The 13,090-nt window shown below is 33.1% G+C and carries 16 protein-coding genes; 9 read left to right on the forward strand and 7 right to left on the reverse strand.

Translation table 11 applies throughout. The features are described 5' to 3' along the window. The first annotated feature begins 4 nt into the window (after positions 1-4). From AC3EMB_RS09060 to AC3EMB_RS09075, 4 genes are read left to right on the forward strand one after another with little or no spacing between them, the layout of a single operon-like run. Positions 5-817, forward strand: a complete 813-nt coding sequence (locus tag AC3EMB_RS09060) for a M56 family metallopeptidase (protein ID WP_065228601.1) — start codon at positions 5-7, stop codon at positions 815-817. Positions 818-870: 53 nt separating this feature from the next. Beyond that, positions 871-1,584 (forward strand): cytochrome c-type biogenesis protein CcdA, encoded by a 714-nt coding sequence (ccdA, locus tag AC3EMB_RS09065; RefSeq protein WP_488517640.1) that lies wholly within the window; start codon positions 871-873, stop codon positions 1,582-1,584. Between the two features lie 18 nt (positions 1,585-1,602). Beyond that, positions 1,603-2,157, forward strand: a complete 555-nt coding sequence (locus AC3EMB_RS09070) for a TlpA family protein disulfide reductase (RefSeq protein WP_000719879.1) — start codon at positions 1,603-1,605, stop codon at positions 2,155-2,157. 17 nt (positions 2,158-2,174) lie between these two features. Further along, positions 2,175-2,855 carry a prolipoprotein diacylglyceryl transferase family protein gene (locus AC3EMB_RS09075; RefSeq protein WP_098127815.1) on the forward strand — a complete coding sequence of 227 codons (681 nt, stop codon included), beginning with the start codon at positions 2,175-2,177 and terminating at the stop codon, positions 2,853-2,855. Between the two features lie 117 nt (positions 2,856-2,972). Here the strand turns inward: AC3EMB_RS09075 and AC3EMB_RS09080 are convergent, their stop codons facing one another. Both AC3EMB_RS09080 and AC3EMB_RS09085 read right to left on the reverse strand, forming a co-directional pair. Continuing rightward, on the reverse strand, positions 2,973-3,110 hold the full coding sequence (locus AC3EMB_RS09080) for a hypothetical protein (protein WP_000724012.1): 138 nt from the start codon (positions 3,108-3,110) through the stop codon (positions 2,973-2,975). Then, a complete protein-coding gene (locus AC3EMB_RS09085; RefSeq protein WP_098975788.1) occupies positions 3,110-4,204 on the reverse strand; it encodes a response regulator aspartate phosphatase in 1,095 nt (364 codons plus the stop codon). Before AC3EMB_RS09085 ends, AC3EMB_RS09080 begins: the two co-directional genes overlap by 1 nt. A gap of 144 nt (positions 4,205-4,348) precedes the next feature. Between AC3EMB_RS09085 and AC3EMB_RS09090 the strand changes: the two genes are divergently transcribed. Further along, positions 4,349-4,525: an ATPase gene (locus tag AC3EMB_RS09090; RefSeq protein ID WP_098236624.1), complete on the forward strand. Its 177-nt coding sequence runs from the start codon at positions 4,349-4,351 to the stop codon at positions 4,523-4,525. A gap of 39 nt (positions 4,526-4,564) precedes the next feature. Here the strand turns inward: AC3EMB_RS09090 and AC3EMB_RS09095 are convergent, their stop codons facing one another. Then, positions 4,565-5,110: a helix-turn-helix domain-containing protein gene (locus AC3EMB_RS09095; RefSeq protein ID WP_488517641.1), complete on the reverse strand. Its 546-nt coding sequence runs from the start codon at positions 5,108-5,110 to the stop codon at positions 4,565-4,567. 150 nt (positions 5,111-5,260) lie between these two features. Between AC3EMB_RS09095 and dsdA the strand changes: the two genes are divergently transcribed. Continuing rightward, positions 5,261-6,592: a D-serine ammonia-lyase gene (gene dsdA / locus AC3EMB_RS09100; protein ID WP_088023076.1), complete on the forward strand. Its 1,332-nt coding sequence runs from the start codon at positions 5,261-5,263 to the stop codon at positions 6,590-6,592. A gap of 154 nt (positions 6,593-6,746) precedes the next feature. Then, a complete protein-coding gene (locus tag AC3EMB_RS09105) occupies positions 6,747-7,994 on the forward strand; it encodes a DUF445 domain-containing protein (protein WP_098975784.1) in 1,248 nt (415 codons plus the stop codon). A gap of 32 nt (positions 7,995-8,026) precedes the next feature. Here AC3EMB_RS09105 and exsE read toward each other — a convergent pair whose 3' ends face one another. Genes exsE through AC3EMB_RS09125 form a run of 4 tightly spaced genes read right to left on the reverse strand, consistent with a single transcriptional unit; the run spans position 8,027 to position 11,028 of the window. Next, entirely contained in the window at positions 8,027-8,983 is a 957-nt protein-coding gene (gene exsE / locus AC3EMB_RS09110; protein ID WP_088023070.1) for an exosporium protein ExsE, read from the reverse strand. Continuing rightward, complete coding sequence (locus AC3EMB_RS09115; protein ID WP_016082117.1) at positions 8,980-10,050, reverse strand: hypothetical protein; 1,071 nt, start codon at positions 10,048-10,050, stop codon at positions 8,980-8,982. Before AC3EMB_RS09115 ends, exsE begins: the two co-directional genes overlap by 4 nt. Beyond that, positions 10,043-10,486: a hypothetical protein gene (locus AC3EMB_RS09120; protein WP_016082116.1), complete on the reverse strand. Its 444-nt coding sequence runs from the start codon at positions 10,484-10,486 to the stop codon at positions 10,043-10,045. Before AC3EMB_RS09120 ends, AC3EMB_RS09115 begins: the two co-directional genes overlap by 8 nt. Continuing rightward, a complete protein-coding gene (locus AC3EMB_RS09125) occupies positions 10,483-11,028 on the reverse strand; it encodes an RNA polymerase sigma factor (protein ID WP_306236426.1) in 546 nt (181 codons plus the stop codon). The genes AC3EMB_RS09120 and AC3EMB_RS09125 overlap by 4 nt, the downstream gene beginning before the upstream one ends. 219 nt (positions 11,029-11,247) lie before the next feature. Here AC3EMB_RS09125 and AC3EMB_RS09130 point away from each other — a divergent pair, with 219 nt between their 5' ends. Both AC3EMB_RS09130 and AC3EMB_RS09135 read left to right on the forward strand, forming a co-directional pair. Further along, the gene (locus AC3EMB_RS09130) at positions 11,248-11,886 is read left to right on the forward strand and encodes a response regulator transcription factor (protein ID WP_000694106.1); all 639 of its coding nucleotides are present in this window, start codon (positions 11,248-11,250) and stop codon (positions 11,884-11,886) included. 4 nt (positions 11,887-11,890) lie between these two features. Continuing rightward, entirely contained in the window at positions 11,891-12,991 is a 1,101-nt protein-coding gene (locus AC3EMB_RS09135) for a sensor histidine kinase (RefSeq protein ID WP_488517642.1), read from the forward strand. Positions 12,992-13,090 lie beyond the last annotated feature (99 nt).

The following is a 13,090-nucleotide window of genomic DNA, read 5'->3' on the forward strand; positions in this document are numbered from 1 at the left end:
TGAAATGAAATGGCAAATGCGTAAAATCGTATTGTTAGCAGTAATTGTTAGTACCCTCTTTTTCAGCTTGTTACTGTATTACGTTACATATCCATTTCTGTTTCAAAATAAGATGTTCCTTCTTTCAAAATTTTGCTTGTTCCAGTTAGAAAAACATATGAAAGAATTATCGCTGATTCGTATAATAATCGCTGGATTATTATTACTTACTGTATTAATCGTGTGCAAAAGAATTTGGCGACAATTTTTCTATAGTAAAAAATTACAAAAAGTACTTATCCCTTTCATCCGAAAAGGAAAACAAATATATATATTGCCGACTACGGAAGTTGCGGCATTTACAATTGGGCTATTTCGTCCGAAAGTTGTCATGTCAGAAGGGATGCTTCAAACATTTTCAGATGAAGAAATGGATGCAATTATTTTCCATGAAGAATATCATCAAAAGAATTGGGATCCGCTAAAATTATTTTGTTTTACGCTATTAGCAGAAGGAATGATGTACATACCAATATTAAAAGGGTTATTACAGCGATATCATACGTATCAGGAACTAGCTGCTGATAAATATGCGATGCAAAAAATGGAATCCTCACTTGAGTTAGGTAGCGCGTTATTAAAATTAATTAAAATAAAGACAATGGAAAATCGATGTGTTACAGCTTTATTTGCAAAAACAGCAATAAATTTACGAATCGAGCAAGTGTTAAATGAAAAGGTTGTTAAGCTTACTATCCCGTTACATACGAATTCGGTATATGTAACAGTAGGTTTATTCTGTATGTCGGTTGTACTTATTGTCGGAGAGTGCATATAGCCTCTTTTTTTTAGAATAAACACTACTCATTGTAGTGTTTTAGGGGGAATAAAATGAATGCAGGAGATTTAACAATTTGGCTTGTGGCTGGGGCAGGAGTATTGTCATTTATATCACCGTGCTCTTTACCGCTATATCCATCTTATTTATCTTATATTACAGGTGTGTCTATTCAAGATTTAAAAGAAAATCGTGGGATTATGCAAAAATCAGCGATTATACATACAGTATTTTTTATGATCGGATTTTCGGTTATATTTTACGCGTTAGGTTTATCGGTAAGTTGGATTGGAATAACATTTTCATCTAACCAAAAATTGATTCAACAAATTGGTGGGATTTTTATTGTTTTAATGGGGCTATTTATGACGGGCTTGTTTCAGCCTAAGTGGCTTATGGCAGAGAAAAAGGTGCAGTATAGAAGTAAATCGACTGGATTTATTCGCTCGATTTTAGTCGGTATGACATATGCAGCGGGTTGGACGCCATGTGTTGGACCGATATTTTCAGCTGTACTCATGCTTGGCGCGACGAATCCTGAAGGGGCACTTCTTTATATTACAGCGTATACTCTTGGGTTTGCGGTTCCATTTTTCGTGATGGCGTTCTTTATTGGGAAGGTAAAATGGATTGTTACATATGCCAATGTCATGATGAAAATTGGCGGTGGAATGATGATTGTAACGGGTATTTTATTGTATACAAATCAAATGACGAAAATTACAGCATTCTTTATTCGTCTATTCGGTGGATTTACGGGTTTTTAAAAATGAGGAGGAAGAAAAGTGAAGAAAATAATTGCTATTATATTAGTAGGGGCACTCGTTTGGGCGGGGGTTAACTTTTATAATTCAAAGAAAGAAGAGAAGGAAAGAAAAGCAAAGCAAGCAGAGTTACAGGAGAAAGAAGTATTACCACAAGTCGGTTTTAAAGCACCTAGCATCACATTAAAAGGATTAGACGGAAAGTTACAGTCGTTAAATGATGCAAAGGGAAAACCGTATATTATTAATTTTTGGGCATCATGGTGTGGGCCGTGTGAAATGGAGGCACCTGACTTAGTTCATATGTATGATAAATATAAAAAGGATGTTGAAATTTTTGCGGTGAATGCAACTGTTAGTGACCCAGTACAAGAAGCAAGCGCATTTGCTAATCGTTATGGTTTTGAGTTTCCTGTTCTACTAGATATGGACGGAGTAGCTGGACTAGATTATAAAGTATTCTCTTTACCGACGACATTTTTTGTTAATAAAGATGGAATTATAGTAGATCATGTACGAGGTGTATTACCACCAGATCAATTAGAAAAGAAATTTAAGAAATTGATTGAGAATTAAAAGGAGATTTCGTGACGATGGAGTGGATCGTGAGGTTACAACCCATATCTCTTATAATTGGAAGTCTATTTGGATTTATGTTGATGAAACGAAAGATGAGGCATCAAAATGTATCATATGAAAAAATGATGGATGCCGTAACAAATGCTTTTCTTATCATCGTATTTGTATGGAAGTTTGCACCAGCAATTTTAAATCCTGTATGGGCCTTTGGGGCGCCAGTGCAAGCAATATTAGCTGTTGGAAGTATGCAACATATTGTAGTAGGATGCGTAATTGCGAGTGTATACATTGTTTGGAAAAGTAAAAAGGAGCAATTTTCGCTTCGTATTTTACTTGATGCATTGCCTTTTGGTCTGTGTGTGAGTATTATCTTTTATTTTCTATTACATCATGAAGTAGGTGCACAAACGACACTACCATGGGGAATGAAAATATATGAATCTAAACTTTTATATCACCCTATATTCGTATACGAGATCATCCTTGCTCTTTGTATAATGGGCTTGTTATGGATGAAAAATGAAAGGCTCGGAAATGGAAAGAATATAAGTGTTTTTCTAATTATTGAGGGGTTTGCTCATATTATTATTTCGCTTGTTAGTGAACAAAATTCGGTTCTGTTTGGTCTATCAGCAGAGCAAATAATGAGCTTTTGTATTATTAGTTTAGGGATTTTGTTGGTGCCGAAAAAATAAAAGATAGCCATGTACAGAGAGTATATGGCTATCTTTTATAAGCCTATTTCTTCATCATATGCTAAATCATTATATTGTAGAAATCTAAAAACCCCTTTATTAGGGGTTTTTAGGTTTCTATAGGTCTGCATGTGTTTCTTGTTTATCTGTATCCCATTTTGGAAGTTGTTTTGCTTGTTGACTTTCAGTAAAATTATTAAATCCAAAAGCAAGTATGCATGTAAAGGTTAAAATAGCTAAACTAATCTTTTTCATTATCTTAGTGCCTCCTTAGTTAATAATTTTTGTTTTGCTTCGTAAGTTTTGAAAAAATATTTTTGAGATTTCTCTATTTTATTCACTTTATGAAATTCTACTGCTAATAATTCGTAATATTCTTGTACATAATCGTATAATTCTTTACTGTTAAAATATGTAGTGCCTGCAATGATCGCGTTTTCTAAGTCGTCTAGAATACCAGTGTGTTGTGTTTTTAAGATAGTGAAATGGTGTTTATATTCTTGATTATTTAATTCATTACAAATTTCTAAGCCTTTTTGAACCCAATTGTTTGCAAGTTCTTTTTCATTTAAACTAAAATGTTCTTTGGCTTGTAGAAAATTGGCTTTTAGGTGTTTAGGTAATTTGTTTGTAACTATTGTAAGATGTCTAATAGCAAGGGTTGATAGATTTTGAGAAGAGTAGAGCCAACCTAAGTTATTTCGAACTTTTAAGATTAGTGTATCGTCTTTCAGCTTTTGTAAAATATTGATTGCTGAATTATAGTTCTCTTCGGCTTGTTCGAATTGTTTTAAATAAACAGAACATGAGCCTAAAATGTTTTCGCATAGAGCTATTTTAATTTCATAACGTGGATATTTTGAGAAAATCTCTTTAGCTTGATTTGCATAATTGATTGCTGTAAGTGGTTTGTTTGTATGGTGATTAAATATAGCAAATTTATATTTATATTCAGCTTCTTCTAGTTCGCCTGGTACATGTTTTAAAAGGGATTCAGCTTTTTCGTATTCTTTTTTTGCTTCATCATAATTTCCAATAATGGTAGCATGTTCAGCTTTAAAAAAGTGATAATAATAAGTAATAAAGTCTTCAGTTATTGGATTGTCTAAACGAACAATTTGACTAAAAGTATCATACTTAATGTTTGTCCAATCGGTTAGGACCTTATATTTAAAGTTTAGTAGGGAGTAGTAAAGCGATAGATTTTGATCAGCTTCAATTTTATTAATCTGTTTCTCTATTTTTTCTTTTAATTGTTTCGCTTCAATTAATTGCTCCGCTACCATTACTTGATATAAAATGTTTAATTCGTTGACAATCTGTTCATGCCCTTTTAATAACACACTCATTATATATTCCCCCATTCGATAAAAGTATCCTAATTTAATTATTTCTATAATAGCAAAATAGAAGAAGTATAAGAGTGATTTTACCATATTTTTCAACAAAATTCTGAAAAATTAATTAATTTTTTTCGTATTTCTTATTGTTATGTGAATATTACAAGTGCCTCTGGTAGTGGTGGGATGAATCTGACCCATGATACGTTAGCATCAATGGGAGGGATAGTTTCACTTGTAAATATGTTATTAGGAGGATTGTTCGGATTGGGTCCAACTGTTAAGTTTTTAACAAAAATTTCACTTTCTTATTTAATAAAAACAGGATAATCCTCATTTTATAAGAATCATCCTGTTTTTATTGATATATTAAAAAATCGGCGGAGTAACAGAAAATAAGACAATCGCGTTTTTTTCAAAATGATTCACCCATTTATGCTTTAAATAAGCAGGTATTTTTACACTGTCGCCAGTTTCTAATACGTATTCTTCCTCATTTAAATATAATGTGATTTTCCCATCTAAGACAAATGCTAATTCTTCTCCTTTATGTTCTAGCACATTTTCTGATGAAGCTGTATTAGGCGGGACGGTCATAATTGCTGTTGCTAAATTTCCAGTGAAATCAGGTGAAAGCATTTCATATGATAAATTATCAATAATCATTTTCTTTCGTTTATGGGAACGTACAATTAAATCGTCTGTATTTGTATCTTCAAGTAAAAAGCTAAATGTTGGCACATCAAGAGCTTTAGCAAGCACTTTTAATGTTTGGATAGAAGGGTTAGCGGACCCGCGCTCAATTTGACTTAACATTGATGGTGTAATATCGGCCATCTTTGCTAGTTCTTTACTAGTTAAACCTTTTTCTTTTCTTTGTTTTTCAACTTTTTTACCAATATCTATATTTTCCATAATGAAAATCTCCTTAATAATTATTAAATTATATTTAAATAAATTAAATTAAAATTAACTTAATTGGATTATTTGTGTTAAACTATATTAAAATTAATTTAATTATAATTTATTGTATGGTGAGCTACAAGGATATAAGGAGGAAACAAAATGAAAGAAATAGGGGCATTACAAGCAGAATATCCATTAGTGAATAAGCTTATTGCAACAGAAGAAGTATTTTGGATAAATCCAAACATAGAAAAGTATGAAACAGCAATAAAAGATTCACCACTTAATGAAGAGAATGTAAAAGATGCGGAAGAGAGATTAAAGCGTTTTGCACCATATATTGCGAAAGTTTTTCCTGAAACGAAAGGGGCGAACGGCATAATCGAATCACCTTTAGTGAAAATACCTTCTATGAAAGAAGCTTTAGAGAGAAAATATGAGCAACCTATTTTAGGAGAATTATTATTAAAATGTGATAGTCATCTTCCAATATCAGGATCAATTAAAGCTAGGGGCGGCATTTATGAAGTGTTGAAACATGCTGAGCAACTAGCATTGCAGCACGGAATGGTAACAGAAGAAGATAATTATTCCGTTTTAGATAGTGATACATGTAGAGAGTTTTTCTCGAAATATTCAATTGCAGTAGGTTCTACAGGGAATTTAGGACTTAGCATAGGGATTATGAGTGCGAATCTAGGTTTTAATGTAACTGTTCATATGTCAGCAGACGCAAAAAAATGGAAGAAAGATTTATTAAGAAGTAAAGGTGTAAACGTTATTGAATATGAAGATGATTATAGCAAAGCAGTAGAAGAAGGAAGAAGACAAGCGGATGCGGATCCTAGCTGTTATTTTGTAGATGATGAAAACTCGCATGATTTATTTTTAGGATACGCAGTAGCAGCATCAAGATTACAAAAGCAATTAGAAGAGTTAGAGGTTGTAGTAGATGAAAACCATCCTTTATTTGTTTATCTTCCGTGCGGAGTAGGAGGAGGACCTGGCGGAGTAGCATTCGGTTTAAAGTTATTGTATAAAGACAATGTTCATTGTTTCTTCGCAGAGCCAACACATTCTCCTTGTATGTTACTCGGCTTAATGACAGGCCTTCATGACAAAATTTCCGTTCAAGATATCGGAATTGATAATGTAACAGATGCGGATGGACTTGCGGTAGGAAGGCCATCTGGATTTGTCGGTAAAACGATGGAACCATTTTTGAGTGGGAATTACACAGTAAGCGATGAAGAGTTATATAGATTGTTAAAAGAACTAGCTGATACGGAAAATATTTATTTAGAGCCTTCTGCACTAGCAGGTATGATAGGGCCAATGAAAGTATGCAAAGAAGGTGAGTATTTACAAAAGCAACAGGTAACAGAGAAGGTGAAAAAAGGTACTCATATTGTGTGGGGAACGGGTGGAAGTATGGTTCCAAAAGATGTAATGAATGAGTATTATAGGAAAGGTTTGGATTTAACGGTATAAGAAAAATGAGGCTAGTTGTAGCCTCATTTTTTCATGTACATAAAAATCTTTGTTATTTTCACAATAGTTCTTTATAGTATATATAAAGGATAACTAATATTGAATAAATACAACAAAAAAGCTTTATTTTACATAATAAGAGGATGTGTATACGATGTCATTACAGACTAAATATATAGCGGGTATTTCGCTTGGGGTTATGGGTGTCGGCTTTGCGGCTTCTATCCCTTTTCAAGGAACGGTAGCAGGAGAGATTATACAAGGGGGATTTGAAGCTGGATTGGTTGGTGGACTTGCGGATTGGTTTGCGGTTACTGCTTTATTCCGTCATCCGATGGGAATACCAATTCCGCATACAGCTTTGTTACCTAAAAACCGTAAACGGGTAACGAAAGGGCTCATTCATACGTTAGAAAATGAATGGCTGACGAAAGAAAGTATTACGAATAAAGTAAAAGAGATGCAGTTAGCACAAATGGTACTGCAAATTGCTGAGAGAGAAATGCAGTCTGATGCTGTGAAAAAGGGGATTGTAACGATTGCAGAGAAAGCAATTGTTACAATAGATACAGAAAAGTTAGCTGTTATTATTGAAAAAGAATTAAAAACATATTTGCATACAATTAATACAAGTAACATTTTACAAGTGCTTGTTGATCAATTAGTTGTGCAAGAATATGATGAAAAGACACTTGATTACATATTAGTGAAGGTAAAAGATTGGACAGCGCAAGATGAAGCTCGTTACCAGCTCGGTAGCTTAGGTATGAAGGCGATGGAAAATATAAAAGTAGATGGATTCTTGCAGTTTACTTTGAAATCATTTATGAATATTGTAGATGAAGATAAAATTGGCGGCATTTTGCAGAAGTTTATCATTAGTAATATTAACAGCTTACAAGAGGCTGATAATAGCACAAGACAACTTATATTAGCGAAGATTCGTCAAGAAATTATCAATGTAAAAGAAAATGAAGCCTTATTAAAGGAATTAGAAAATTGGAAAGAAAAGTGGATTGCGAATTGGAATGCTACTGACAAAATAAAAGAGATGCTAGAGCAAGTGCAACAAAGAGCAGTTGCTTTTGTAAATAATGAAGAATTTGCTGATGAATATGTTATTCCATTTTTACAAAAACAAATGAATAAAATAAAAGAAGACGAAATGACTGTTCAAAAAATAGAAGATTGGTTACAAAAACAAGTTGTGAATCTTGTTGAGAAGAACCATTCGAAAATCGGTAAGCTTGTACAAGAAAACCTGGATAAGTTAGATGATAAAACATTAATCGAAATGATTGAAAATAATGTCGGTAAAGATTTGCAGTGGATCCGTGTGAACGGTGCTGTGTGTGGATTTATGATTGGATTAATATTAGAAGGAATTAAAGCGATTATATAAGAAAAACCTTCCACAATTGTGGAAGGTTTTTCTTATTTTTCGATAACGCTCATATTCAAATTATAAGCTTTCTCAATATTTAACTTGTACGTCCCATTTCCAGTTTTAATCGAATTTTTATACCAATGTTCTTGCTCGGTTAATTCTGGATGTTCTTCTGAAGAATTATTTTCTTTTTTCGTTAAATCTTCTACTTGCTCCCAAGGTGTGTTTCCGTGTGTTTCTTTTTGATTTGTTATTGCTGTTAAAGAAACATCACTTTCTTTAGCTAAATGAACAGATACACTTGAGTTGTTTTGTACAAACCAATTATTTTGTAATTGGCCAGGATAAAGAGATAGCTCGTTATTTGAAGCGCGAATTTCCACATTTTTATTTTGCGGAAGAACAAGCGTAGGTTTCACCTGTGGTGCTGAGTTAAATAACGTATGCTGAACAGGTAATGATTTTAAAGCGATGTACATCGTTTCTCCAGCCGTTTGAACCGAAAGGAAATCATCTCGTTTTAAATTGAGTTTTTCATTTGCTTTCGTCGTCATTTCATAAGTTCCCAAAAGGTGAATTTGATTTGTATTATTTCCCTCTATCGTTAGAGGCTGATGTCCTGCATCTACTACGATTTTTTTGATAGATTCAGGTATATCAAATTGTCCGTCTGGAATATTACTCGTTTGCCTCGTTGTGTTAATAGAGTGACGAACTTCTTCTAGTAATCCAGTTGATAATAAACAGTAAAAAGCAATTCCGACGCTTCCTAAAACACCGATAAAGAAAATACTAAAAATATCATATTTAATAAATGATTGTTCCTTCTTAGAAAATAGAAGGTATAGTAAAACTTCAGCTCCAAGTATGATAAGTAAAACTGGCCACCATGCAGTTAGTGTATCTAATACTTGAATTCCTTTTACTACTGAAAATAGTAAAAAGCATCCTAACGATATAATAGAAAGCCCCATTGAGAATGTTCCAACACGCCAAGTCCTCATTCGCTTGTCCCACCTTTGTTTTCTTTATTTCCAAGTAACAATTTAAAGCCGCCACCAATTAAAAGGAGCGCAACGATAGATGTCTGGAAATAGCGATAATATAGTTCACTAAGATGAATATTAAATATAGTTACAAAATAATCATTCAAAATAGGAAGGACTGTTTGATTTAATAAATAATAACCACCGAGTGTAATTAATCCGATACCAATCCATCTTTGATGATTTATAAAATAATCGATAATGGGTTCGTCTTGTACTCGTTCTTTTCCGTATTTTGCTGTTTGCTGTAACGCATCAAAAAAGCTATAGAACCAAATGATTGGTACTAAAAATAAAAACGCAGAAAGTCTTAATAAGTCGAGTAAATAAATAGATAGTAAAAAGGCTGCCATAAGCTGAAGACCACGGCGTTGTAAACCTAAATACATATGACCTGCTCCAGGGAACATTGCTAAAATAGAAGCAAATGTTTTACTTTTCTTTCCTTGCTCTCGATGTTCTTCAAAATCTTCGAAAATAGTACGGTCAATTAATTGCTCGTCGCGTTCTTTTTTCTGTAGTTGCTGAACAACGTCAAAGAAATTATAAATCCATAAAACAGGTAACGTAATAAGAAAGATAAGGAAACTTCCTTGAGATGTTAATAATGTTACAAATATAATCATGCTGCCTAAGCCAGCGCAAGCGACTAAAAACGTAAGACCGCGTTGCATAAGTCCTAATTGGAAATGGCCAAGTCCAGGGATGATGGATAGGAGAATGATATAAAATCGTTCGCTCTCTTTAGAAGAATTTATCAATTCTCCAGCTTCTTGTTTTTTCGTTTGTTTTATAATGGTGATAACTAAATCTAGTAAGTTAATTACCCATAGAACAGCTAGTAAAAATAGAGAAAGAAAAGCAATATCACGTCCTCTTACTACTATGGTACAAAATACTGCAAAGGAGAATAGAAATAAAGATCCTCCGCTATATAGAATAAACCGTCCTAGCTTTTTTAAGTATAAATGTCCAAGCCCAGGAATTAGCCCTAATACAAGTGCTAAAAAGGGGTTTTTATTCATGCTTTAAACCTCCGTCCTTTTTTGATGTATCTACCGATTTGTTTACAATTTGTTGTGAGATAGAAGACTCGTTATGTTTTGAAGATTTCTCGAAATTTGATGTCGCTGTAAAAATATATTGGAATAAACCACTTACCATAAAAATAATTGTAGCTGCAGTCGCAATTATGTAGTGAATAATTGTGCGTTTTAGTGAGTTTGTTTTTATATTTTCATTAGGTTGTAGCGTTTCAAAATTAATTTGCGTCATAACTTCGTTCGTAAATGAATCATCATTTATCATTGGAAGGTTTTCATGTTGTTCATCAATACTTTCCATATAAAGTGCTAAACAATGATCACATTCATAAAGATGTTCTTCCATAGATTCACGTTCATTGTTTTCTATAAAATCTAATGTATAATTGCGCCAATCTTCTTTTGAATAATGCATCATAGAAACTCTTCCTCCTTCCAATGTTTTTTTATCCATTTTCTTGCCCGATACAGTTTCATTTCGACTGTTTTCACTTCGATGTTTTCTTGGAAAGCAATTTCTTGATAACTTTTTTCCTCCAAGTAATGCGCGAGAACAACGTCACGGTAATTTTCCGGAAGTTCTCTCAGTTTTTGAGCAATAAGTAATTTTTGCTCTTTCGTCAATAGTAAAGCTTCAATGTTATGAGAGGATTTTATATTTTCCTCTGTTTCTTTACATAAGGAGAGTTCTTCGTGTTCTCTAGCTTTCTTTCTCTTATAATCAATAGCGTGATTGGTGGCAATACGTGCCATCCACGTTTTTAATCCGCGAAATTGATAATTTGGGAGAGAGGTATGAATTTTTACGAATACTTCTTGTGTAACATCTTTAGCATCTTCTTCATGTCTTAAAATAGAAAAGATAACTTGAAAAATATAATGACGATATGTTTGTACAAGGATACGAAAAGCATGCTCGCTTCCTTGCTGTGCTTTTTCAATTAATTGTTTTTCCTCAATCGGTCTCTCCCTCCTTTTTGACGCATTCTATTATATAGACGTAAAGAATGATAAGTCACCCTACACATTTTATAAAAAAAGAATAATATATTTTTTGCAGGAGAGCTAGATGAAAAAAGGTGTGAAAAAATGGTAAAGAGAAGTATATAATGAGCAAGTAGGAAATGTTACGGGAAGAAAGGATGTGAATGTTAGTACGGATGGTCCATACTAACAAACATGAAAATTAAAATATTGATAGCAGATGATAACTCTTTTATTAGAGAAGGCATGAAAATTATTTTAAATACATATGAAGAGTTTGAAGTTGTAGATACAGTAAATGATGGAAAAGAAGCAGTGGAGTATTGCAAAAAGAACGATGTTGATATCGCTCTATTAGATGTTCGCATGCCAAATATGAACGGGGTAGAGGCGACGAAGTTCATTTGTGAAGAGACGAAAACAAAACCGCTTATTTTGACGACGTTTGATGATGATGAATATATTTTGGATGCAGTAAAAAACGGAGCGAAAGGTTATTTATTAAAAAATAACGATCCGGAGCGGATTCGTGATGCGATAAAAGGAGTATATAACGGTCAAACTGTTATGCAAGATGTTGTCCTCGATAAAATTAAGTCTAATTTAATGGAAAGTAAAGAGGAAGAATGTAAAATTGATAAGAGCCTTTTCACAGAAAGGGAGCTTAGTATTATCGCATTAATTGCAAAAGGTTTCTCAAATAAAGAAATTTCGAAGCAGCTTTTTATATCTGAAGGAACAATCGCAAATTATATTACATCAGTTTTAGGGAAAACTGGACTTGAACATCGCACACAAATTGCGATTTATTACTTAACAGGGAAAGTAGATTAATGATATGGAATTTTGGTTAACTGTAAGTAAATTAATTGTCTTTTTATATATTGTGTTTAGTTATATTTACGCAAATGTAGCAAATTTATCGTGGGTTATATTTACTTTACTTATTTACCTCTCTGTAAACGTAATGATTTCTATATTTAAAAAAGATACGTATAAAAAAATATTAATCTGTATGTCAATTGGTGTAGTTATGTTATTTACATGGAGGGTTCATCCATTTTTTATTTTGTTTTTACCTTTGAATTTATACGAAATTACATTCTATTACATAGAAAAGAATTGGCCACGCTTTGTCATTATGATGCTCCCAATTACGATTTCAGATGAAAGTATTCGAATGACTTATGGATTAATTGTTGCATTTACTTTTCTCGTTTTAACTATGGCAGATCGATATATATCACGTGTAGTAAAGCTTGAATCACAAAATGATAAGATGCGAAAAGATATGCAGCGATTGACGAAAAGCTTACATGAAAATAAAGAGTACATAAGGCAATCAGAATACACATTTAAGTTAGAAGAGAGAAATCGACTTTCTCAAGAAATTCATGATAAAATTGGCCACTCGATGACAGGTGCACTTATTCAAATGGAAGCAGCAAAGAGGTTAATGGAGATAGATAAAGAAAAATCAGCCGAGTTATTACAAAATGCAATTCACATTTCAAAAGATGGTATTGAAAGCATTCGGATTACATTAAAAAATATGAAACCACCAACTGAGCAAATTGGCATTCATCGTATGAAATTATTCATAGAGGAATTTGCCGGTAAGAATGATGTGAATATTCCTTTTGTGTACAAAGGGAACTTAGATATGATTTCTCCCATTCAGTGGAAAATTATCGGTGAGAATGTTACAGAAGCACTAACAAATGCAATGAAATATGCTGATGCGACAGTCATTTCTATAGATATTCATGTACTTAACAAGATGGTAAAGGTACAAGTGAAGGATAACGGCAAAGGTGCAGTACTTGTTAAAAAAGGTCTCGGTATTATGGGGATGGAGGAGCGAACGGCGTCTGTAAACGGAAAAATTATTGTAGATGGGACAAGTGGTTTTTCAGTAACGATGTTGTTGCCAATATAAAGAGAATGGGACGAGGATGAACCATCTCATATGAAAAAAGTGAATATTCTCATGTGAAAAGAATGAACTTCTGCACTGAGCAGGTTCATTCTTTTTGTT

Source organism: Bacillus sp. LQ16, from assembly GCF_057784645.1.

What these genes read in the sequence shown, in the direction of transcription:
- dsdA (WP_088023076.1), top strand. Translation starts at nt 5,261, where the DNA reads ATGAAAGAAATAGGGGCATTACAAGCAGAATATCCATTAGTGAATAAG.
- AC3EMB_RS09075 (WP_098127815.1), top strand. Translation starts at nt 2,175, where the DNA reads ATGGAGTGGATCGTGAGGTTACAACCCATATCTCTTATAATTGGAAGT.
- AC3EMB_RS09115 (WP_016082117.1), bottom strand. Translation starts at nt 10,050, where the DNA reads ATGAATAAAAACCCCTTTTTAGCACTTGTATTAGGGCTAATTCCTGGG.
- AC3EMB_RS09120 (WP_016082116.1), bottom strand. Translation starts at nt 10,486, where the DNA reads ATGATGCATTATTCAAAAGAAGATTGGCGCAATTATACATTAGATTTT.
- AC3EMB_RS09105 (WP_098975784.1), top strand. Translation starts at nt 6,747, where the DNA reads ATGTCATTACAGACTAAATATATAGCGGGTATTTCGCTTGGGGTTATG.
- AC3EMB_RS09085 (WP_098975788.1), bottom strand. Translation starts at nt 4,204, where the DNA reads ATGAGTGTGTTATTAAAAGGGCATGAACAGATTGTCAACGAATTAAAC.
- AC3EMB_RS09135 (WP_488517642.1), top strand. Translation starts at nt 11,891, where the DNA reads ATGGAATTTTGGTTAACTGTAAGTAAATTAATTGTCTTTTTATATATT.
- ccdA (WP_488517640.1), top strand. Translation starts at nt 871, where the DNA reads ATGAATGCAGGAGATTTAACAATTTGGCTTGTGGCTGGGGCAGGAGTA.
- AC3EMB_RS09095 (WP_488517641.1), bottom strand. Translation starts at nt 5,110, where the DNA reads ATGGAAAATATAGATATTGGTAAAAAAGTTGAAAAACAAAGAAAAGAA.
- AC3EMB_RS09060 (WP_065228601.1), top strand. Translation starts at nt 5, where the DNA reads ATGAAATGGCAAATGCGTAAAATCGTATTGTTAGCAGTAATTGTTAGT.
- AC3EMB_RS09080 (WP_000724012.1), bottom strand. Translation starts at nt 3,110, where the DNA reads ATGAAAAAGATTAGTTTAGCTATTTTAACCTTTACATGCATACTTGCT.
- exsE (WP_088023070.1), bottom strand. Translation starts at nt 8,983, where the DNA reads ATGAGGACTTGGCGTGTTGGAACATTCTCAATGGGGCTTTCTATTATA.
- AC3EMB_RS09130 (WP_000694106.1), top strand. Translation starts at nt 11,248, where the DNA reads ATGAAAATTAAAATATTGATAGCAGATGATAACTCTTTTATTAGAGAA.